Annotated in this window: 18 protein-coding genes and 1 tRNA gene; 5 read left to right on the top strand and 14 right to left on the bottom strand. The window is 37.5% G+C overall.

The window, feature by feature from the left end:
* Positions 1 to 84: 84 nt before the first annotated feature.
* A complete protein-coding gene (gene topA / locus C3V42_RS08475) occupies positions 85 to 2,691 on the bottom strand; it encodes a type I DNA topoisomerase (protein WP_065264832.1) in 2,607 nt (868 codons plus the stop codon).
* A 95-nt stretch (positions 2,692 to 2,786) separates the two neighbouring features.
* Between topA and C3V42_RS08470 the strand changes: the two genes are divergently transcribed.
* Positions 2,787 to 3,680: a LysR family transcriptional regulator gene (locus C3V42_RS08470; protein ID WP_065264833.1), complete on the top strand. Its 894-nt coding sequence runs from the start codon at positions 2,787 to 2,789 to the stop codon at positions 3,678 to 3,680.
* Positions 3,681 to 3,715: 35 nt separating this feature from the next.
* Here the strand turns inward: C3V42_RS08470 and C3V42_RS08465 are convergent, their stop codons facing one another.
* The 8 genes from C3V42_RS08465 to C3V42_RS08430 all read right to left on the bottom strand — a co-directional run bounded on the left by C3V42_RS08465 (position 3,716) and on the right by C3V42_RS08430 (position 11,432).
* Positions 3,716 to 4,540 (bottom strand): PHP domain-containing protein, encoded by an 825-nt coding sequence (locus C3V42_RS08465; protein WP_065264834.1) that lies wholly within the window; start codon positions 4,538 to 4,540, stop codon positions 3,716 to 3,718.
* Positions 4,540 to 5,559: a quinone-dependent dihydroorotate dehydrogenase gene (gene pyrD / locus C3V42_RS08460; protein WP_065264835.1), complete on the bottom strand. Its 1,020-nt coding sequence runs from the start codon at positions 5,557 to 5,559 to the stop codon at positions 4,540 to 4,542. The genes C3V42_RS08465 and pyrD overlap by 1 nt, the downstream gene beginning before the upstream one ends.
* A 143-nt stretch (positions 5,560 to 5,702) precedes the next feature.
* On the bottom strand, positions 5,703 to 8,237 hold the full coding sequence (infB, locus tag C3V42_RS08455; protein WP_106014271.1) for a translation initiation factor IF-2: 2,535 nt from the start codon (positions 8,235 to 8,237) through the stop codon (positions 5,703 to 5,705).
* 11 nt (positions 8,238 to 8,248) lie between these two features.
* Positions 8,249 to 9,736 carry a transcription termination factor NusA gene (gene nusA / locus C3V42_RS08450; protein ID WP_065264837.1) on the bottom strand — a complete coding sequence of 496 codons (1,488 nt, stop codon included), beginning with the start codon at positions 9,734 to 9,736 and terminating at the stop codon, positions 8,249 to 8,251.
* A 17-nt stretch (positions 9,737 to 9,753) separates the two neighbouring features.
* The gene (rimP, locus tag C3V42_RS08445) at positions 9,754 to 10,209 is read right to left on the bottom strand and encodes a ribosome maturation factor RimP (RefSeq protein ID WP_065264838.1); all 456 of its coding nucleotides are present in this window, start codon (positions 10,207 to 10,209) and stop codon (positions 9,754 to 9,756) included.
* A 186-nt stretch (positions 10,210 to 10,395) separates the two neighbouring features.
* Positions 10,396 to 10,472: transfer RNA gene (locus tag C3V42_RS08440), tRNA-Met, on the bottom strand.
* A gap of 103 nt (positions 10,473 to 10,575) precedes the next feature.
* On the bottom strand, positions 10,576 to 10,710 hold the full coding sequence (locus tag C3V42_RS08740; RefSeq protein WP_065264839.1) for a hypothetical protein: 135 nt from the start codon (positions 10,708 to 10,710) through the stop codon (positions 10,576 to 10,578).
* The gene (locus C3V42_RS08430) at positions 10,707 to 11,432 is read right to left on the bottom strand and encodes a hypothetical protein (RefSeq protein WP_106014270.1); all 726 of its coding nucleotides are present in this window, start codon (positions 11,430 to 11,432) and stop codon (positions 10,707 to 10,709) included. The genes C3V42_RS08740 and C3V42_RS08430 overlap by 4 nt, the downstream gene beginning before the upstream one ends.
* An 80-nt stretch (positions 11,433 to 11,512) precedes the next feature.
* On the opposite strand from C3V42_RS08430, the gene C3V42_RS08425 reads away from it, so the two are divergent.
* Positions 11,513 to 12,076: a DUF1439 domain-containing protein gene (locus C3V42_RS08425; protein WP_106014269.1), complete on the top strand. Its 564-nt coding sequence runs from the start codon at positions 11,513 to 11,515 to the stop codon at positions 12,074 to 12,076.
* Positions 12,077 to 12,105: 29 nt separating this feature from the next.
* On the opposite strand, the gene bioD is transcribed toward C3V42_RS08425, so the two are convergent.
* The 4 genes from bioD to apbC all read right to left on the bottom strand — a co-directional run bounded on the left by bioD (position 12,106) and on the right by apbC (position 15,454).
* A complete protein-coding gene (gene bioD / locus C3V42_RS08420; RefSeq protein WP_106014268.1) occupies positions 12,106 to 12,837 on the bottom strand; it encodes a dethiobiotin synthase in 732 nt (243 codons plus the stop codon).
* Between the two features lie 101 nt (positions 12,838 to 12,938).
* Positions 12,939 to 13,205: a YcgL domain-containing protein gene (locus C3V42_RS08415; RefSeq protein WP_106014267.1), complete on the bottom strand. Its 267-nt coding sequence runs from the start codon at positions 13,203 to 13,205 to the stop codon at positions 12,939 to 12,941.
* A gap of 3 nt (positions 13,206 to 13,208) precedes the next feature.
* Positions 13,209 to 14,237, bottom strand: coding sequence for an adenosine deaminase (add, locus tag C3V42_RS08410; RefSeq protein ID WP_106014266.1), 1,029 nt, complete (start codon positions 14,235 to 14,237; stop codon positions 13,209 to 13,211).
* A 104-nt stretch (positions 14,238 to 14,341) separates the two neighbouring features.
* Entirely contained in the window at positions 14,342 to 15,454 is a 1,113-nt protein-coding gene (apbC, locus tag C3V42_RS08405) for an iron-sulfur cluster carrier protein ApbC (protein WP_106014265.1), read from the bottom strand.
* A gap of 150 nt (positions 15,455 to 15,604) precedes the next feature.
* On the opposite strand from apbC, the gene metG reads away from it, so the two are divergent.
* The gene (gene metG / locus C3V42_RS08400) at positions 15,605 to 17,653 is read left to right on the top strand and encodes a methionine--tRNA ligase (protein WP_106014264.1); all 2,049 of its coding nucleotides are present in this window, start codon (positions 15,605 to 15,607) and stop codon (positions 17,651 to 17,653) included.
* Positions 17,654 to 17,765: 112 nt separating this feature from the next.
* On the top strand, positions 17,766 to 18,626 hold the full coding sequence (tehB, locus tag C3V42_RS08395) for an SAM-dependent methyltransferase TehB (RefSeq protein ID WP_106014263.1): 861 nt from the start codon (positions 17,766 to 17,768) through the stop codon (positions 18,624 to 18,626).
* 67 nt (positions 18,627 to 18,693) lie between these two features.
* Here tehB and dapD read toward each other — a convergent pair whose 3' ends face one another.
* A complete protein-coding gene (gene dapD / locus C3V42_RS08390; RefSeq protein WP_065264846.1) occupies positions 18,694 to 19,521 on the bottom strand; it encodes a 2,3,4,5-tetrahydropyridine-2,6-dicarboxylate N-succinyltransferase in 828 nt (275 codons plus the stop codon).
* Between the two features lie 353 nt (positions 19,522 to 19,874).
* On the opposite strand from dapD, the gene purR reads away from it, so the two are divergent.
* The gene (gene purR, locus C3V42_RS08385; protein WP_065264847.1) at positions 19,875 to 20,882 is read left to right on the top strand and encodes an HTH-type transcriptional repressor PurR; all 1,008 of its coding nucleotides are present in this window, start codon (positions 19,875 to 19,877) and stop codon (positions 20,880 to 20,882) included.
* The last annotated feature ends 20 nt before the right edge of the window (positions 20,883 to 20,902 follow it).

Here is a 20,902-nt window from a genome sequence, read left to right as displayed (position 1 = left end):
CTATCGAATAAGCCCGCCATTGCGGGCTTTTATTTTTTCTTCCTTATATACTAAAAAGTGCGGTGATTTACCGCACTTTTCTTCTTATTTTTTTCGTTCAACCCATTTTCCATTGGTGAAATCAACAATCCATTTCGTCGCTTTCCCATCTTTTTCAGAAGTCACATATTGTTTCTTCTCTTTACGACTAAAACGAACAATCGCTTCATTCCCCTCTGGGTCTTTTTGTGGTGCATCCGCTAAATAAGTCAATTTCTCAGGTAAACGCTCGCGATATTGCACAAGTTCAGCGATTTTAACTGGGCGCGTTTCGCGGGATTTCGGGAAGTTATGGGCTGACATAAATACACCACTCGCACCGTCACGCAATACAAAATATGCATCAGATTTTTCGCATTTTAACTCAGGGAAATGTACAGGCTCTTCTTTTGGAGGGGCAACTTCGCCATTTTTCAAAATTTTGCGCGTGTTATCACAATTTGTACATCCCATATACTTGCCAAAACGACCAAGTTTTAAATGCATATCCGCACCGCATTTATCACACTCAACAACAGGGCCATCATAACCTTTAATTTTGAATGAACCTTCTTCAATTAAATATCCATCACAATTTGGATTATTACCACAAATATGGATTTTACGATGGGCATCGATTACATAGCTGTCCATTGCCGTTCCACATTTTGTACAACGTTTACGATCCATTAACGCCTTGGTTTCTGAAGATTCATCTAAAACATTCAATAATTCCGCTTCAGGAATTAAATTAATCGTCGTTTTGCACCGCTCTTTTGGTGGCAATGCATAACCCGTGCACCCTAAAAATACCCCCGTACTCGCCGTACGAATGGCCATTTTTCTACCACAGGTTGGACATTTAATATCGGTTTCCACAAGACTATTTGGGCGCATGCCGCCTTCAAGTTCATCCAATTCAGCTTTAGAAAGCTGGCTAGAAAAATCCTTGAAGAATTGATTCAATTCAGTTTTCCAATTTACCGAACCTGAGGCAATTTTATCTAAGGTATCTTCCATATTCGCGGTGAAATCGTAATTCATTAATTCACCAAAAGACTCATTGAGGCGATCAGTCACAATTTCGCCCATTTTTTCTGCATAGAAACGACGATTTTCAGTACGAACATAGCCACGTTCTTGGATAGTAGAAATAATTGCCGCATAAGTGGAAGGTCGGCCAATACCACGTTTTTCCAATTCTTTTACTAAAGCCGCTTCAGTAAAACGAGCTGGTGGTTTAGTAAAGTGTTGAGTGGGTTGGACTTCTTTTAAAGCAAGTTTTTCTGAAACAGCAACTAAAGGCAATTCTTGATCTTCAGGATTTTTGCCTATCTGCGGTAATACTTTTGTCCAACCATCAAAACGTAAAATTCTGCCTTTTGCTTTCAAGGTATAATCGCCAGCTGACACAGTCAATGTACTGCTATCATATTGTGCAGGCGGCATTTGACATGCTAAGAATTGACGCCAAATTAAATCATAAAGGCGTACCGCATCTTTTTCCATTCCCTCTAAAGATTCAGGCAATGCTCGAATGTCTGATGGACGAATAGCCTCATGCGCCTCTTGCGCATTTTCTTTACTAGAATAGAAATTTGGTTTTTCTGGTAAATATTGTGCACCAAAATGATTTTCGATATAGCTACGCGCCATATTAAGCGCATCTTGACTCAAATTGGTTGAGTCCGTACGCATATAAGTAATGTAACCCGCTTCATATAAACGTTGGGCTAACATCATTGTTTTTTTAACGCCAAATCCCAAGCGAGTGCTTGCAGTTTGTTGAAGCGTTGACGTAATAAATGGCGCTCTAGGGCGAGAACTGGTTGGCTTAGTTTCTAAATCTGTGACAACGTAATCGGAAATATTAAGAAAATCTACCGCACTTTGTGCTTCTTTTTGATTTTTTGGATCAAATTTTTTGCCTTTATAATCCGTGACATCCAAACGTATAGCTTGTTTATTTTGATTATTCGTAAGAACGGCAACTTCCCAATATTCTTCTGGCTGGAAGGCTTTAATTTCACGCTCGCGTTCTACTAATAATTTAACCGCAACAGATTGAACTCGACCCGCAGAAAGCCCTCGTGCGACTTTTTTCCAAAGTAATGGCGACACCATAAAGCCCACTACTCTATCTAAAAAACGACGAGTTTGTTGTGCATTAACGCGATCCATATTTAATTGTTCAGGCTTTTCAAAAGCCTGTTTAATGGCATTTTTAGTGATTTCGTTAAACACTACTCGGCTAAAGCGCTCATCATCGCCACCAATCACTTCACGTAAATGCCATGCAATAGCTTCTCCTTCTCTATCCAAGTCGGTTGCGAGATAAATATGATCTGCTTTTTTAGCAAGCGATTTTAATTCGGAAACCACTTTTTCTTTACCAGGCAAAATCTGATAATTTGCTTTCCAATCGTGATAAGGATCAATCCCCATACGTTTAACTAAGGCGTTACGTTCCTTCTCTGCCTTAATTTTTGCTTTTTCTTCGGCATCCATACCTTTGGTTGAAATTGGTTTAGCTTTTTCACCTGTACTAGAACCAACCGTCGGCAAATCACGAATATGTCCAACACTCGATTTCACCACATATTGGCTACCTAAATACTTATTGATGGTCTTTGCTTTTGCCGGCGACTCCACAATCACCAAGGATTTACTCATTTGATTACCTAATATCACTAGAATTTTGTAAAATTGGGGGTATAGTGCAAAGTTATGTAGGCAAAATCAAGCATTTTTTCAAAAAAGGTCTATAAATGGATAAACTCAACGCGATTTCTATTTTCTGCAAAGTCATTGAAACCCAAAGTTTTACATTGGCAGCAAAGCAACAAAATATTTCTGTGGCGATGGCAAGCAAATTAGTTTCACAGTTAGAAGAACATTTAAAAACACGATTGTTACAACGTACTACCAGAAAAATTATGCCTACTGAAGCGGGAATGATGTATTACCAACGCTGCCAAGGAATTTTACTTGATTTAGATGAGGCTGATTCTAGCATTACTCATCTCACTAGCTCATTACAAGGAAATTTACTTATTTCTGTTCCTCGTGATTTTGGTTTACTTTTCATCGTACCGAATTTACCGCTATTTATTGCGGAGCATCCTAATCTAAATGTTGAAATTGAGTTTAATGACAAAAAAATTGACCTTGTGGCAGAAGGCTATGATCTTGCATTACGTATCGGCTATATGGCGGACAGTTCTCTTGTATCACGCAAAATTAGCACCACTACACTCCATTTTGCAGCCTCACAAAGCTATCTTGAGGCGAATAGTATTCCACAAACGCCTGATGATTTAGAGCATCACAATGGCTTACTTTATAAAAATGTAATGAATCAAGTGAATTGGGTTGGCTCACGCATAAATCAAACACAACGTTTCAAAATCCAATCCAAAGTGGTAAGCAATAGCGGTTTAGCCTTATTAGAAATGGCAAAAGCAGGACTAGGCATTGTGAATTTACCTAGATTTATTGTTGGTGAATCTCTCGAAAAAGGGGAACTCATCGAAGTATTGCCAGAATATAAACAACAAAAATTAGAAATTCATGTGGTATATCCAAACAGAAGACATTTACCAATAAAAGTGCGGGCATTTATTGAATTTTTATCTGGATTAGGTTTGTGTAATGAGATCTAATTAAATATATAGGCAAATATTACTTGTCCTACGTACTAAAATAACGTCCAAACTGGGGTGACTTCATCCATTAAGGTTAAATTTTTTCCTAATTCAATCCATCCGCAAGGAAAATGAAAATCAGACCCTACTGAACCAACGAATTTAAATTCACCAGCTAATCGTGTAAGCATTTGACGTTGATCCTTTGTTGTACCGCAATCTGCCATCTCCATACCATCACCACCCCAGGTTTTAAAATCGGCCATTAACTTACGTACCCATTTCCCTGTCATATTATAGCGTAATGGATGGGCAATAACGGCGATTCCGCCTGCCGCATGAATAGCTTCAATTGCAGTGGGAATATCAGTCCATTGTGATTTAACAAAAGCAGATTGTCCCTGTCCCAAATAACGCTTAAAGGCTTGTCCATCATTTGATACTTTACCAATATGCACTAAATAGCGTGCATAATGTGCGCGTGTAACCTCTCCATTGGCGAATAATTTTGCACCGTTATAAGCATTCGGTATACCTACCTTTTCCAATTTTTTACCAATTTCAATTGCCCTTTTAGCACGTAGTATTTTTTGACTTTCCAAAAGTGCGGTAATTTTTGGATGCATTTTATTAAAATTTAACCCAACGATATGAATTCCGCGCCCCTCCCAGTTGGTTGAAATCTCAACACCTGTAATTAGCTTGATCCCTATTTCTTTTGCCGCTAATTGTGCCTCATCAATGCCATCAACTGTATCATGATCGCATAATGCTAGTACATTTACGCCCTGTTCATGAGCACGTATAACTACTTCACGAGGTGAAAGTACACCATCAGATGCCGTACTATGGCAATGTAAATCAAATATTTTTGTCATTATTTTATGTTTCTTATTAATTCCGCAACCAATTTAGGACCATGATAAATTAGCCCCGAATAAATCTGCAGTAATGTTGCCCCAACGTTCATTTTAGCTTGTGCATCTGATACGCTATCAATACCACCACAACCAATAATTGGGATACGGCCTTGTAATTCTTCATGTAACCGTTTGATAATAGCTGTACTTTTATGTTGTAAGGGTTTTCCGCTTAATCCACCTTCTTGTTCTGAATATTTTAACCCAGTGACATTGTCACGGGAAATGGTCGTATTTGTGGCAATCACCCCATCGACTTTATGACGGATTAACCCATCTGCAATTTGGACAATTTCAGCATCATTCAAATCAGGTGCAATTTTCACTACAACAGGTACGTACTTATTATATTGTTTAGCTAAGACTGATTGGCGGGATTTAATCTCTTTTAATAAATCATCAAAATAATCACCATATTGTAATTGACGCAAATCTGGCGTATTAGGTGATGAAATATTCACTGTGATATAACCTGCATAATTATAAGCCTTATTTAAACAGAGAATATAATCGTCCTTGCCTCTTTCCAATGGGGTCCATTTATTTTTGCCAATATTAATACCTATCACTCCCTTATAATGGGTGTTTTTTACATTTTCAATCAGATAATCAATACCCTTATTATTAAACCCATTATGGTTAATGATACCTTCAGCTTCTATTAAACGAAATTGACGAGGCTTTGAGTTACCATCCTGAGCAAATGGTGTTATCGTACCAACTTCAATAAACCCCAGCCCCAGCATGCCGAAACCATCAATTGCCTCACCATTTTTATCCGCTCCTGCCGCCAAACCAATAAGATTAGAAAAATTTATTCCCATTACTGTCTTAGACAAACCTTTCGGCGTATCAATGAGTGATTTAAAAAGTGGATAAAATAATGGATGAGTAGTCATTTTTAAACACTGAAGCGTAAAATCATGGGCTTTTTCAGCATCCATTTGGAAAATAGCATATCGAAATAATTTATACATACGCGTTTATCTCTCAGGATAGTTTACTGTAATAAAGAAAGGAGAATTTTTAATAAAGCTTAATCAGGTATATTTTAAGGTTAAGGATAATAATCTGCAAATAAAAAGGGCATATCACTATGCCCTACATAAATTATCTAATATTAGATTGAACGTTTAACTTCAACCACTTCAAACACCTCGATTTGGTCGCCGACTTTTACATCGTTGTAGTTTTTCACGCCGATACCACATTCCATACCGTTACGAACTTCAGATACATCATCTTTGAAACGACGAAGAGATTCTAATTCCCCTTCAAAGATAACGACGTTGTCACGTAATACACGGATTGGATTGTTACGTTTCACTACACCTTCGGTCACCATACAACCTGCGATTGCACCAAATTTCGGATGACGGAATACATCACGAACTTCAGCTAAGCCAATAATTTCTTGTTTAAATTCAGGCTCTAACATACCGCTCATTGCTGCTTTAATTTCATTCAACAATTCATAGATGATTGAGTAGTAACGTAAATCAATGTTTTCCGCTTCAATGACACGACGCGCAGATGCATCAGCACGAACGTTAAAGCCAACAATAATGGCATTAGATGCTGCAGCTAAAGTTGCATCAGTTTCAGTTATACCACCTACGCCAGAACCAACAACTTTAACTTTTACTTCATTGGTAGAGAGCTCATTTAACGCTTGAACAATCGCTTCCACAGAGCCTTGTACGTCCGCTTTCACAATGACGTTCAATTCAGCCACATCGCCTTCAGACATATTGCTAAACATATTTTCAAGTTTCGCTTTTTGCTGACGAGCTAATTTCACTTCACGGAATTTACCTTGACGATATAACGCCACTTCACGTGCTTTTTTCTCATCACGTACAACGGTTGCTTCATCACCCGCTGCTGGCACACCTGAAAGACCTAATAATTCAACCGGAATTGAAGGACCTGCTTCATCCACTTCTTTTCCGTTTTCATCACGCATTGCGCGCACACGGCCGTATTCAAAACCACAAAGTACGATGTCACCTTTATGTAAGGTACCTGATTGAACCAAGATAGTTGCCACAGGGCCACGACCTTTATCCAAGTAAGATTCAATGACTACACCACTTGCCATGCCGTCTTTTACAGCGGTCAATTCAAGTACTTCAGATTGAAGTAAGATTGCATCTAATAACTCATCAACCCCTGTACCTTTCTTCGCTGATACTGGAACGAATTGCACATCACCACCGAATTTTTCAGAAATTACATCATGTTGTAATAATTCTTGCTCAACACGGTCTGGGTTTGCTTCTGGTTTATCGATTTTATTTACTGCAACCACTAAAGGAGCACCCGCTGCTTTTGCGTGTTGAATCGCTTCGATAGTTTGAGGCATCACACCATCATCGGCAGCAACAACAAGAACAACGATATCTGTTGCTTTTGCACCACGTGCACGCATAGAAGTAAACGCTGCGTGTCCCGGAGTATCCAAGAAGGTGATCATTTTTCCATCATCCATTTCTACGTGATACGCACCAATATGTTGGGTAATACCGCCCGCTTCGCCTGCTGCCACTTTCGCTTTACGAATATAGTCAAGTAAAGAAGTTTTACCATGGTCAACGTGACCCATGATGGTTACAACTGGCGCACGCGTTACTTTTTCTGCGTTTACATCGCGATCGCCTAATACCGCTTCTTCAAGCTCATTTTCATTACGAAGAATTACTTTATGGCCAAGTTCTTCCGCTACTAATTGAGCGGTTTCTTGGTCTATAACTTGGTTAATAGTAACCATTTCGCCCATCTTCATCATCGTTTTGATGATTTCAGTCGCTTTTACAGCCATCTTGTTCGCTAATTCAGCAACAGTGATGGTTTCACCAATGACAACATCCGCTTTTACAGCTTGAACTGGCTTAGTAAAGGCTTGTTGAAGTGCGGCACCTTTTTTGCCGTTTTTACCTTTACCAAACTTAGCATCTTTTTGATTTTTACGATTAGATTCGCGCTCGTTTTTCGAGTTTTTGCTATTTTCATCGTCGCGACCGCCTTTTTTCGCTTTCGCTACTTTATTTTTGCCACGACCACGATTTTCGTTACGACGATCTTCTTCATCTTCTGCTTCAAGTGCATATCTTGAACTTAAGTTGTAATCAGAATAGTCTTCTGAAGAAGATTCATTGTCTGAATCATCAGCTTCAGCATAACGTTTCGCTTCTTCTGCTGCACGACGAGCTTGTTCTTCTGCTTTTTGACGAGCTAATTCTTCAGCTTTGCGACGAAGTTCAGCTTCTTCTGCTTTACGTTTCTCTTTTTCAGGATCAACAGATTTAGCTTTAGAATCTACCGCACTTTTTGCCGGCTTAGCTGTTTCTGCTTTCGCTTTTTCAGCTTTTGCTTTTTCATCAGCTTCCTTCTTAGCTGCCGCTTTTTCAGCTTCTAAACGAGCTTTTTCTTCTGCTGCTTTTTGTTCAGCAATTTTTTTCGCTTCCGCTTCTTGTTGTGCTTTTAATTTTGCTTCTTCTTGTTGAGCAATATCAGTTTTTACTGTGCGTTTTTTACGTACTTCTACCTGTACTTCTTTGCTTTTACCGCCAGTTGTTGTGCTGCTCACTGTTGTTTTTGTTCTGCGTTGAATGCTTAATTTTTTTGGCGCATCAGCCTTAACATCTTCAGTCATTACTACTCTCCTTATTCTTCGCCAAACCAACAGATATTACGTGCGGCCATAATTAAATCAGCTGCCTGTTCTGCTGTTAACTCTTCAATATCTGCTAAATCATCTACACCCTGTTCGGCGAGTTCTTCGAGAGTAGTAATTTGTTTTTCAGCTAATTTGAATGCCACATGGCGATTCATGCCATCTAAATTCAATAAGCGATCTTCAATATTCGCTTTTTTCAATGCTTCTTCTTCAGCAACCGCTGCGGCTGTAATCGCATTTTTAGCACGAGTTTGAAGCTCTTCTACAAGATCTTCATCTTCTAAACCATCGATTGCTGTCAATTCATTCATTGGCACATAAGCAATTTCTTCTAAACTTGTGAAGCCTTCTTCTACAAGAATTTGAGCAAATTCTTCATCAAGTTCTAATGCGTTAATAAATAAGTTTAAAACTTTGTTATCTTCAGCTTGATGTTTTGCATTTAACTCATCAGTAGTCATTACGTTTAGTGTCCAACCGGTTAACTGTGTTGCTAAACGCACGTTTTGACCATTACGACCAATTGCTTGTGCCAGGTTAGCTGCTTCAACTGCAATATCCATAGAATGATTATCTTCATCAACGATAATAGAAGACACATCAGCTGGAGCCATTGCATTGATCACGAATTGTGCCGGATTATCATCCCAAAGCACGATATCAACGCGCTCACCACCAAGTTCATTGGTAATAGCTTGAACACGCGCACCACGCATACCTACACAAGCACCAACTGGGTCAATTCGTTTATCATTTGATTTCACAGCAATTTTAGCGCGAGAGCCAGGATCACGAGCCGCCCCACGAATTTCAATCATCTCCTCACCAATTTCAGGCACTTCAATACGGAATAATTCGATCAACATTTCTGGTTTAGAACGCGTCACAAATAATTGTGCATTTTTGCCTTCAGGGTTCACTTTATAAAGCACACCACGTACGCGATCACCTGGACGGAAATTTTCACGAGGAAGCATATCTTCACGGGCAATAATGGCTTCTGCTTTATTTCCTAAATCTAGGATAATATTATCACGAGTAACTTTTTTCACCGTGCCAGTTACAATTTTACCTTCTTCTGAACGGAATTGTTCAACCACTTTTTCACGCTCTGCTTCACGAATTTTAGTGCTAATGACCTGACGTGCTGTTTGCATTGCAATACGATCAAATTCGATAGATTCGATTTGATCTTCTACATAATCGCCAATTTGAAGATTTGGATCTTCAAATTGTGCCGCTTCCAAAGTGATTTCTTTCGTTGGTACTTTAACTTCATCAACAATTAACCAACGACGAAAAGTATCAAAATCACCTGTTTTTGGGTTGATTGATACACGAATATCAGTTTCGTATTCGTATTTTTTCTTGGTAGAGAGCGCAATAGCACTTTCTAACGCTTCAAAAATTTTCTCACGTGGTAATAACTTTTCATTGGATACGGCTTCTGCTGCCAGTAAAATCTCTTTACTCATTTTTTCTTTTGCTCCTTTTAAAATTTTGCAACAACATTCGCTTTTTGAATGTTACCAAAGACTAAAACTTGTTCCTGTCCATCAATAATTAAAGTCACCATATCGTTTTCAATACGCTCTAACTTACCTTGCCATTTACGGCGTTCCATTACTGGAATTCGCAAATGCGCGGCAATATCTTGCCCAATATAGCGTTCGAATTGTGGCAAGGTAAATAGCGGACGATCTAAACCTGGTGACGACACTTCTAGATTGTATTTATCCGCAATTGGATCTTCCACGTCTAAAATTGCGCTCACTTGACGACTTACATCAGCACAATCATCGACAGTTACGCCACCTTCTTTATCAATAAATAAACGCACAGTCATAAAACGGCCTGCACGTTGACATTCAATGCCCCAAAGTTCACAGCCTAAATCCTCTACTGCGCCTTGTAGCATTTCTTGTAAATTTTGTTCTAATGTAGCCAATTTCTACTCCTATACTGTAGTGTCAGTTTTTAGTCAAAATCACTTCTTTTGATTAATCTAAAAACTTCTACAAAAAATTTTAGGCATAAAAAAAGGGTTAGGTTCACAGGAACCTAAGCCCAGTTTTTATTAAATTTCTTATAGAAAAAAACCCCAAAACTGGGGTTCTTTTACTGAACTTATTATTGGTTGCGGGGGCCGGATTTGAACCGACGGCCTTCGGGTTATGAGCCCGACGAGCTACCAAGCTGCTCCACCCCGCGTCCGAAATATGGGGTGTATTATAGTGATAAAAATTTAAAATGCAAGAAGTTTTACTAAGTTCCTTAAAAACTTTGTCAAAACTTACCGCACTTTTCATCATCACTAGAATCGAATACCAGAGCCAATCCCTAGTCCTAATCCGACTCCGTTGCTTCCGCCACCCGCACTGACGCCACCACCTACAGAACAAGCCGCTAATATGCTTGATAATGCAATAATAAAAAGTGTTTTCTTCATGATTTTTCCTTTATTAATAAAATCTCAAATAAGCGATAAACTGCAATTAGATCTTTCTTTGCAATAGGTTTAAAAGGCAATAAAAGATAATAAACCCAGCGAAAACGCTGCAAAAATACAATCATATTCTGCCAATTTTCTGCTTCACAATGCGCTTTATAATACAATGCTACTTTTTGAATAAAAGTATTCGAAATATCTTCTTCTCGACATAAACTATCAAAGAAAAATAACATATCTCGAACGATTAACCAATTTTGATTTTGACTACTTGAACGAGATTCAAAATCAAGAAAAGTAACTTTTCCCTTATCCCAAGTAATATCTCGAATAGCAGGACGACCATGCACCAGATTCTTAGCGTGTAAATCAATCAAAGCAAGGCACGTATCATAAATTATAGAAAATTTTTGCTGATTATTTGCACTCTTATCACATAACCATTGTGATAAAGAGATTCCCGCATCTTCCAATACAAAGAAATCCTCATTATGATAAGAGACTTTTGGAACAGGTGCTTTTTTTTCAGCAAGATTCAACAAAGTTTGTAGTTCCTTTTTAAAAGATTGCTTCGGATACGGTTTCAATAGTAGCCAAATCCCCTTCAACTTTTCAGGTTGCTTCAACCAAAATTTCTTGCCTTCATATTGAAAAGGATAAATTCGTTCATCACGATGCGCTATAACTAATTGATTAACATATTCCCTAAACTCAGGGCTCATTACTACATCACTCCATTGCTATTTATGGTATATTTGTCCACCATTTTTATTTTGCTTTCAACTTAACAAAAAAATTAGATATGAAAAAATTTAAATTATTATTTCTTACATTAACGTCTATTTTAGCGGTATCCCCCAATATATCGGCTTCACCTTTTTCAATAACTGAATCTCAAATCAATCAATATCTACAAGAAAAAGGAGCTATTTCGGATAAATTTGGATTACCAGGATTATTTTTTCTTGATTATCAAGTAAGAAATTTAAGTACAAAAATTGGGCAAGCTAATGATAAACGCGTAGAAATGAGCGGTACTTTAGAGGGTTTATTTCAATTTGGCAATAAAAAATTGCCTGGAAAATTAAATCTGACCTTCGACACAATTCCTTATTATAATCCCGAAGAAGGTGCCGTTTATTTAAAAGCGATGCGTATTTTACATTGGTCAGGAGAACCACAACAATATATGCAACAAATGCAAGCAATCATGCCTTTTTTAAATGAGAATGTCGCTAAATTACTGGAGCATATTCCAGTTTATACATTAGATAAAAACAATATGCGTGATGTCCTTATAAAAAAATTTGCAAAAAAGATTTTAATTGAACAAGGTAAACTTACATTGGATACAGGAATTTTTTAAATAACAAGTAGTACTCTTTATTAAGAATTTTATTTAACTAATTCCGTTTTCATATACATTAAACGTTCAATATTTGTTAAATAATGCCCTAATTCCTGTTCTTCTGGTTTATGTAAATAGGGTATTTGTCCTAATAGAGGTGCCTCAATATGCTTCTCTAAAAGACTAATTATTTCAGCATAATGACCTAATAAAGGATTAACACGATTGGCAACCCATCCTAATAAAGGTACACCTAGTTGCTGAATTGCTTGAACTGTTAATAAAGCATGATTAACACAACCGTCTTTAATTCCCACCACAAGCACTAAAGGCATTTTATGGGAAACAATCCAATCTGCAAAACTTTTTTCCTCTGACATCGGAGTCATTAATCCAAAGGATCCTTCTACCGCAACAGACTGATACTGGGAAGTTAAACGCATAAGATCCTGATTAATCTTCTCTAACTTAATTCTCATTCTATCTTCTGTAAGCATCGGAAAACGATGAGTAAATGTATAGCTATTAATATCTTGATACTTTACATCCTGATTTGTTGAAGCCATCAATGTTAAAACATCAGAATTGCTGAAATTGTCATAATCTGAATCATTTTTCTCAACTTGAACTGTAGGATAAACCCTATCCTCTCCACAGCAGGCAATAGGTTTATATCCTACTATTTGAACTCCCTTATTTTGTAAGGCTTGTATAATTGCTCGACAAGCAGTGGTTTTTCCCACATTTGTATCAGTCCCCGCAACAAAAAAGCTACTCATTTCGTTCTCCTTAAAAAAGTGCGGGCGATTTTAAAAGAATTTTTGAAGAAAGAAATTGAGGTAACGCAAACTTTTGCTTTTTAGATTTAAAAATAAACAGATTATTTGATCTCACTCAAACTATTAAATAAACCATCATCCTGTTTAGGTATTTGTAAATAAAATCCCTGTTGTTTAATTTTTTCCAAAATCTCTTGATTATCTACAGAATGCAATCTTTTTGAGCCTAATAAATTAAACATCATCACGATTTCAGGTTTACCAAATTGCTTTAACAGTGCTTCTGGCAAAGAAGAAAAATCATCTCGTTTTGCTAAATATAAATAACTTCCTGGTTTCTTTTTACTTTTATAAATTGCACACAACATAAATTAATCTATTCCTTTCATTTTAATATATGTTTTTAATGCAATTTTATCTTCTATACTAAGAAATGATGCATTAATAGCATTATTCAGCAATTTTTTTGCTTCAAATTCAGTTAATTGATAATCAGACTCTAATAATTCAAATTCCTGTTTAATTTCAGTTTGTGATACAGTCATATTATCTGTATTTAGCGTTGCCATAATCCCCTTTTGTAAAAAAGTTCTAAGTGGATAATTTTTTAAATTATTAATTGCTTTTGTCTGTAAATTACTACAAGGACACATCTCTACTGCAATATGTTTTATAGCTAAATCAGACATAACTTGCTCAGATTCTACTGCTCGAATACCATGTCCAATACGACTAGCACCAAGATTGATTGCCTGTTGCACATTTTCGGCCCCAGCTGCTTCACCTGCATGAATCGTAAAAGGAATACCAAGTTGATTAGCAAGCTGAAATTCTTGGGAAAAATTTTGGGTTGGATAACCTGCCTCTGGTCCAGCTAAATCCACCGCAACGACCCCGGCATCTTTTATAGTCAGATATTTTTTGGCTATATTAATAGTTTCTAAGTTATTTTCTAAAGAGCCAATTCCTCTTAAACAACATAAAATTAAATTTACTTTAAAAAGTGCGGTATCTTTTAGTCCTTGTTTTAAGCCAACTAATGCGGCTTCCACCACTTCTGATTGATTTAATCCCTTTTTTATATGAAGCTGTGGTGCAAAACGAATTTCAGCATAAACTACACCTTGTTTATCTAAACGTTTTACCAAGTCAAAAACCGCAGAAGAAATAGAATCTTGTGTTTGTAATAAAGAAACAGGAATTGCAAAACAATTTAAATATTGATTTAAATCACTACAATCTTTAGGCGCTGAAATTAATCTAAGAAGTGATTCAATGTCATTTACAGGTAAGTTGATGTTTTGTTTTTCCGCCCACTCAAAAATCCATTCAGGAGAAAGCGAACCATCCAAATGAAGATGGAGGTCTATCAAAGCATATTTTGATATATTTTTCATCATAATGATCCACCAAATAAAAAATTGCGCTAGATTTTATTGAGAAACAGTAAGAAGATCAACACAGGAAAAAAACGGGCTGCAATTGCAGCCCTAGTCAATTTTTTTTATTTTACTTCTCTAAATAAAATCTCACTTGGGATGACGGAACCTTGCCAGTAAAGTTCTGTAGAGACTTTTTCTGCGAGTTGTAGGAATGCTTGTGAAATTTCATTTTCAGGCACTCGCACAACAGTCGGATTGCCCGCATCTAAATCTTCACGGATACGAATGTGTAAAGGAAGTTGAGCTAATACTTTTACATTATATTTTTCAGCCATTTTCTCTGCACCGCCTGTGCCAAAAATTGCTTCATGATGACCGCACTTGCTACAAATGTGCATTGACATATTTTCCACAATACCCAACACCGGCACGGATACTCGCTCAAACATTGAAATACCTTTCACCGCATCAAGCAAAGCAATATCTTGTGGGGTTGTCACAACCACTGCGCCAGTTACAGGAATTTGTTGTGATAAGGTAAGTTGAATATCGCCGGTACCTGGAGGCATATCGATAACAAGATAATCTAAACTATCCCATAGAGTTTCATTTAATAATTGGCTTAGTGCGCTACTCGCCATTGGGCCACGCCAAATTGTTGCGCTGTCTTCATTCATTAAAAAGCCAATGGAATTTGCAGATAAACCATGTGCTTTAATTGGGGTGATGTGTTGATTATCTGGTGAAGTTGGGCGTTGATCCGCTGCACCCAACATATGAGGAATAGAAGGGCCATAAATATCCGCATCTAAAATCCCAACACGTGCACCTTGTGCTTGTAATGCTAAAGCTAGATTAACAGAAATCGATGATTTCCCTACACCGCCTTTACCAGAACTCACCGCAATAATATTTTTTACACCTTTTACGGCGGGTTGATTATTTGCTCGCTTAAGTGTGGCGATTTGATAAGACACCGCCCATTTAATTGCTTTGCAATCTGTTGCTTTCAACAACGCATCTGAAACCGCTTGTTTTAACTGTTCTGCACCAGAATTCCACGCAAAAGGTAATTGCAATTCAATACGTAAAGTATCGCCGCCCTTTTCCACTTTTTTCAAAGTATTAAGCGCAATCAGATCCTTTTGCAGGGTTGGATGCTGAAATTGTTGGATAATCTGCTGAACTTGATTTTGCTGCTCGGCAGTCAAATTATCAGAAAAGTAGGTTGCCATAATAACTTCCTGTTTAGTAGAGTAAATTTGTCGGGCATATTTAATCACGGAAAGTGCGGTATGTTAAGTTAAAGTTTTTCAAACTAGAAAAAAAGCCCTGTATCGGGTAAGATGTCCACAATTTTTATATGTTAAAAAAGAGAATAATAAATGACAACTCAACCTCGTAAAATTTTAGTCACTTGCGCCTTGCCTTATGCCAATGGGGCAATTCATTTAGGTCATATGTTAGAACATATCCAAGCGGATATTTGGGTGCGTTTTCAACGTATGCGTGGCAATAAAATCCATTTTGTCTGTGCAGACGATGCGCACGGTACGCCGATTATGCTGAATGCCGATAAACTTGGCATTACACCTGAAGAATTAATTGCTAAAGCAAAAGCCGATCACGTGCGTGATTTTGCAGGTTTCAACATTAGTTTTGATAACTATCATTCCACTCACAGCGAAGAAAACAAACAGCTCACTGCAGAAATTTACAATAAACTCAAAGCCAATGGCTTTATTAAGAGTAAAGTTATTTCTCAGTTATTCGACCCTGAAAAAAATATGTTCTTACCCGATCGTTTTGTGAAAGGCACTTGCCCTAAATGTAAAGCAGAAGATCAATATGGCGATAACTGCGAAGTTTGTGCTTCTACTTATAGTCCAATGGATTTAATTAATCCTCGCTCAGCTGTTTCTGGCGCAACACCTGTGGTAAAAGAATCTGAACACTTTTTCTTTGACTTACCCGCATTTGAAGGCATGTTAAAAGAATGGACTCGTTCTGGCTCACTTCAATCTGAAATTGCGAACAAAATGCAAGAATGGTTTGAAAGCGGTTTACAACAATGGGATATTTCACGCGATGCACCTTATTTCGGTTTTGAAATTCCGGGGGCAAAAGATAAATTCTTCTATGTTTGGTTAGATGCACCAATCGGCTATATGGCTTCATTCAAAAATCTATGCAATCGTGAAGGCATTGATTTCAATGAATTTTGGGCTGAAGGCAGCGATGCGGAGCTTTATCATTTCATCGGTAAAGACATCGTTTATTTCCACAGTCTATTCTGGCCAGCAATGCTTGAAGGCAGTGGCTACCGTAAACCGACTAATGTGTTCACTCATGGCTATGTCACGGTGGATGGGGCGAAGATGTCAAAATCTCGCGGGACTTTTATTCAAGCCAGCACTTATTTGAATCATATCGATCCTGAATGTTTGCGTTATTACTATGCGGCAAAATTAAATGATCGCATTGAAGATTTAGACTTTAACCTTGAAGATTTCGTACAACGTGTCAATACGGATATTGTAAACAAATTAGTAAATTTGGCTTCACGCAATGCCGGCTTTATTGCGAAACGCTTTGAAGGCAAACTTGCGGATAAATTGGAAGACGAATCATTATTTGCAGAATTTACCGCCCAAGCCGAGCAAATCGCTGCTTACTACGAAAGCCGTGAATACAATAAAGCCATTCGTGAAATTATGGCATTAACCGATAAAGCCAATAAATATATTGATGAAAAAGCCCCTTGGGTAATTGCAAAAGAAGAAGGCAAAGAGGCTGAATTACAAGCCGTATGTTCAATGGGGATTGAGCTTTTCCGCGTGTTGATGTCTTACTTAAAACCTGTTCTTCCAAAACTGGCAGAACGTGCAGAAGCCTTCTTACAAGCTGAATTACGTTGGGATAATATTCATCAACCACTGCTTGGTCATACCCTTGCACCATTCAAAGCCTTATTCTCTCGTTTAGAGAAAAAACAAATTGATGCTGTTGTGGAAGAAACCAAAGCCTTATTTGCAGCAGCCAACAAAGCCGCAGAAAAAACTGAAGCAAAACCAACCGTACTTTCTGCTGTTGAACCTATTGCTGAAACTATCACTATTGATGATTTCGCTAAACTTGATATGCGTGTAGCAAAAGTTTTGAAATGCGAAGCGGTGCCAGAATCTAATAAACTTTTACGTTTTGAATTAGATCTCGGCGATCATACTCGTCAAGTCTTCTCTGGCATTAAAGCGGCTTACAATAAGCCTGAAGAATTAGAAGGTCGTTTTGTGATTATGGTAGCAAACCTTGCACCACGTAAAATGAAATTTGGCGTGTCTGAGGGAATGATTCTATCCGCAGGAACAGGCGGTAGTGATTTATTCTTGTTATCTGCCGATAGCGGTGTCACTGCGGGCATGCAAGTAAAATAATCAATTCAATCTAAATGAGGGCAACATTACGTTGCCCTTTTATTTTCTTGTTGAAAATAGGTGACTTATAACCTACTATAACACTCAACTATTTATCTGTTTGGAGAATATTATGAAAAACGAATTAATTTGCTATAAACAAATGCCAGTGTGGACAAAAGACAAATTGCCACAAATGTTCCAAGAAAAGCACAACACAAAAGTCGGTACTTGGGGGAAATTAACCGTATTAAAAGGTAAGCTTAAATTTTATGAGCTAACCGAAAATGGTGATGTTGTTGCCGAGCATATTTTTACCCCAGAAAGTGACATTCCTTTTGTTGAACCTCAAGCATGGCATCGTGTTGAAGCGCTTTCTGATGACCTAGAATGTACCCTAGGTTTCTATTGCAAAAAAGAAGATTATTTCAGTAAAAAATACAATATGACTGCCACTCACGGCGATGTGGTGGATGCAGCAAAAATCATCTCGCCTTGTAAAGTATTAGATTTAGGTTGCGGACAAGGGCGTAATTCACTTTATTTAAGTTTATTAGGCTATGATGTGACTTCTTGGGATCACAACGAAAACAGCATTGCCTTTTTAAATGAAACCAAAGAGAAAGAAAACCTTAATATTTCTACCGCACTTTACGACATTAACTCTGCCAACATTCAAGAAAACTATGATTTTATTGTTTCAACGGTGGTGTTTATGTTCTTAAATCGTGAACGTGTGCCGTCAATCATTAAAAATATGCAAGAACATACCAATGTTGGCGGGTATAACTTAATCGTTGCGGCTATGTCCACAGATGATGTGCCTTGCCCGCTTCCATTCTCCTTCACCTTCGCTGAAAACGAATTAAAAGAATATTACAAGGATTGGGAATTCTTAGAATATAACGAAAATATGGGCGAATTACACAAAACCGATGAAAATGGCAATCGCATTAAAATGAAATTTGCCACAATGTTAGCGAGAAAGAAATAATCACTCATTTATAAAAAAATGACCGCCTTTATGAAAAAAGAGCGGTCATTATTTTATTTACGTTCTATTATTCTTCAATAGAACGTAATAATTCATTGATGCCAACTTTACCTAAAGTTTTTGCATCTACTTTTTTCACGATCACTGCGCAGTATAAACTATATTTTCCACATTTTGATGGAAGGCTACCAGATACCACCACAGAACCCGCTGGTACACGGCCGTAGTGAATTTCACCGGTTTCACGATCATAAATTTTGGTTGATTGACCGATAAATACGCCCATTGAAATAACACAGCCATCTTCTACGATAACCCCTTCCACCACTTCTGAACGTGCACCAATAAAGCAGTTATCGCCGATAATGGTGGGGTTAGCTTGTAATGGCTCCAATACGCCACCGATGCCTACGCCACCAGATAAGTGAACGTTTTTACCGATTTGTGCACATGAACCAACCGTTGCCCAGGTATCTACCATGGTGCCTTCGCCAACGTAAGCACCAATATTTACATAGGATGGCATTAATACGCAGTTTTTAGAAATGTATGCACCTTTACGCACCGTTGCAGAAGGCACAACACGGAAACCTTCTTCAGCAAAACGTTCTTCGGTGTAATCCGCAAATTTTAATGCTACTTTGTCGTAATATTTTGTTTCTGCTCCGTCAATGATTTGGTTGTCATTTATACGGAATGAAAGTAAAACCGCTTTTTTTAACCATTGATGTGTTACCCATTCACCATCAATTTTTTCTGCAACACGGTATTTACCTGAATCTAATCCTTCGATCACTTCCTCAATTGCCGCGCGCGTTTCCGCATCAACGGTTTTTGGGGTAATTTCTGCACGTTTCTCAAATGCAGCTTCAATAATTTGTTGTAAATTTGACATGATAATTCCTATTAGTTAATGAATAAAACGTTGTTATTTTTACCATACTTTTGCGTCTCAAGCAAAAACCTAAAAAAATACCGCCCTTTGTTTTCTAACAAAGCGCGGTAATTCATAAAATAAACACAATTAAAAAATTGATAGTGCTAGCCCTACAACAACAGTCATACTAAAAACAACCATTATCATGGCGTAACCAAAATCACTCATCTTTTTCTCCTAAATAAAAAATTTACGTACATTCTAGCAATATTTATTAGAAAAAATCATCTCTTTTACAAAAAAATTATAATAAAAGTAACGAAATATTCTATAAACCTTTATAATAGGAAAAATTTTCTAGGGGTCAATGTATGGCAACAATTAAAGATGTCGCAAAAATGGCTGGCGTATCTACCACGACAGTATCACATGTAATAAATAAAACGCGTTTTGTTGCAAAAGAAACAGAAGAATCTGTATTACTTGCAATTAAACAACTGAATTATTCACCAAGCGCTGTTGCAAGAAGTTTAAAAGTGAATACAACCAAATCGATCGGCATGATTGTCACCACTAGTGAAGCCCCCTACTTTGCTGAGATCATTCATTCCGTCGAAGAACATTGTTATCGTCAAGGTTATTCCCTTTTCTTATGTAATACACAAAATGATTCTGAAAAAGTAAAAAACCATCTAGAAATGCTAACAAAAAAACGGGTAGATGGTTTGCTGGTGATGTGTTCTGAATATACGCAAGACTCATTGGATTTGCTTTCGTCATTTTCCAGTATTCCAATGGTTGTGATGGATTGGGGCCCAAATGCCAATACAGATATTATTTATGATCATAGTTTTGATGGCGGTTATTTAGCAACCAAACACCTCATTGATTGCGGTCATAAAAAAATCGGTATTATCTGCGGTGAACTCAATAAAACTACTGCAAGAACTCGTTATGAAGGCTTTGTAAAAGCAATGGAAGAAGCTAAATTGACAATCAATCCATCTTGGGTACTGGAAGGTGCATTTGAGCCTGAAGATGGTTATGAATGTATGAATCGTTTGCTAGCTCAAGAGGAATTACCAACAGCTCTATTCTGTTGTAACGATGTCATGGCACTTGGTGCAATTTCTGCACTGACAGAAAAAGGGTTACGCGTGCCTGATGATATGTCTATTATCGGCTATGATGATATTCATGCTTCGCGTTTTTATGCGCCACCATTAACCACTATTCACCAATCTAAGCTACGATTAGGCAGACAGGCGGTAAATATTTTATTAGAACGAATCAGTCAAAAAGATCAAGGCGTTCAGCAATATAGCCGTATTGACATTGGCCCCGAACTTATTATTAGAAAATCCGTTAAATCAATTTAATAAAACTTATTAAAAATAAA

This window comes from Haemophilus sp. oral taxon 036 (assembly GCF_002998595.1).
Lineage (GTDB): Bacteria > Pseudomonadota > Gammaproteobacteria > Enterobacterales > Pasteurellaceae > Haemophilus > Haemophilus haemolyticus_K.
This window is presented reverse-complemented; position numbering and strand designations above follow the sequence as displayed.

Excerpts from the sequence above, each read along its gene's own strand:
- topA (WP_065264832.1), bottom strand. The coding sequence starts at position 2,691 with ATGAGTAAATCCTTGGTGATTGTGGAGTCGCCGGCAAAAGCAAAGACC.
- add (WP_106014266.1), bottom strand. The coding sequence starts at position 14,237 with ATGATGAAAAATATATCAAAATATGCTTTGATAGACCTCCATCTTCAT.
- purR (WP_065264847.1), top strand. The coding sequence starts at position 19,875 with ATGGCAACAATTAAAGATGTCGCAAAAATGGCTGGCGTATCTACCACG.
- C3V42_RS08430 (WP_106014270.1), bottom strand. The coding sequence starts at position 11,432 with ATGAGCCCTGAGTTTAGGGAATATGTTAATCAATTAGTTATAGCGCAT.
- tehB (WP_106014263.1), top strand. The coding sequence starts at position 17,766 with ATGAAAAACGAATTAATTTGCTATAAACAAATGCCAGTGTGGACAAAA.
- infB (WP_106014271.1), bottom strand. The coding sequence starts at position 8,237 with ATGACTGAAGATGTTAAGGCTGATGCGCCAAAAAAATTAAGCATTCAA.
- C3V42_RS08425 (WP_106014269.1), top strand. The coding sequence starts at position 11,513 with ATGAAAAAATTTAAATTATTATTTCTTACATTAACGTCTATTTTAGCG.
- pyrD (WP_065264835.1), bottom strand. The coding sequence starts at position 5,559 with ATGTATAAATTATTTCGATATGCTATTTTCCAAATGGATGCTGAAAAA.
- C3V42_RS08470 (WP_065264833.1), top strand. The coding sequence starts at position 2,787 with ATGGATAAACTCAACGCGATTTCTATTTTCTGCAAAGTCATTGAAACC.
- bioD (WP_106014268.1), bottom strand. The coding sequence starts at position 12,837 with ATGAGTAGCTTTTTTGTTGCGGGGACTGATACAAATGTGGGAAAAACC.
- C3V42_RS08740 (WP_065264839.1), bottom strand. The coding sequence starts at position 10,710 with ATGAAGAAAACACTTTTTATTATTGCATTATCAAGCATATTAGCGGCT.
- metG (WP_106014264.1), top strand. The coding sequence starts at position 15,605 with ATGACAACTCAACCTCGTAAAATTTTAGTCACTTGCGCCTTGCCTTAT.
- dapD (WP_065264846.1), bottom strand. The coding sequence starts at position 19,521 with ATGTCAAATTTACAACAAATTATTGAAGCTGCATTTGAGAAACGTGCA.
- nusA (WP_065264837.1), bottom strand. The coding sequence starts at position 9,736 with ATGAGTAAAGAGATTTTACTGGCAGCAGAAGCCGTATCCAATGAAAAG.
- C3V42_RS08415 (WP_106014267.1), bottom strand. The coding sequence starts at position 13,205 with ATGTTGTGTGCAATTTATAAAAGTAAAAAGAAACCAGGAAGTTATTTA.
- apbC (WP_106014265.1), bottom strand. The coding sequence starts at position 15,454 with ATGGCAACCTACTTTTCTGATAATTTGACTGCCGAGCAGCAAAATCAA.
- C3V42_RS08465 (WP_065264834.1), bottom strand. The coding sequence starts at position 4,540 with ATGACAAAAATATTTGATTTACATTGCCATAGTACGGCATCTGATGGT.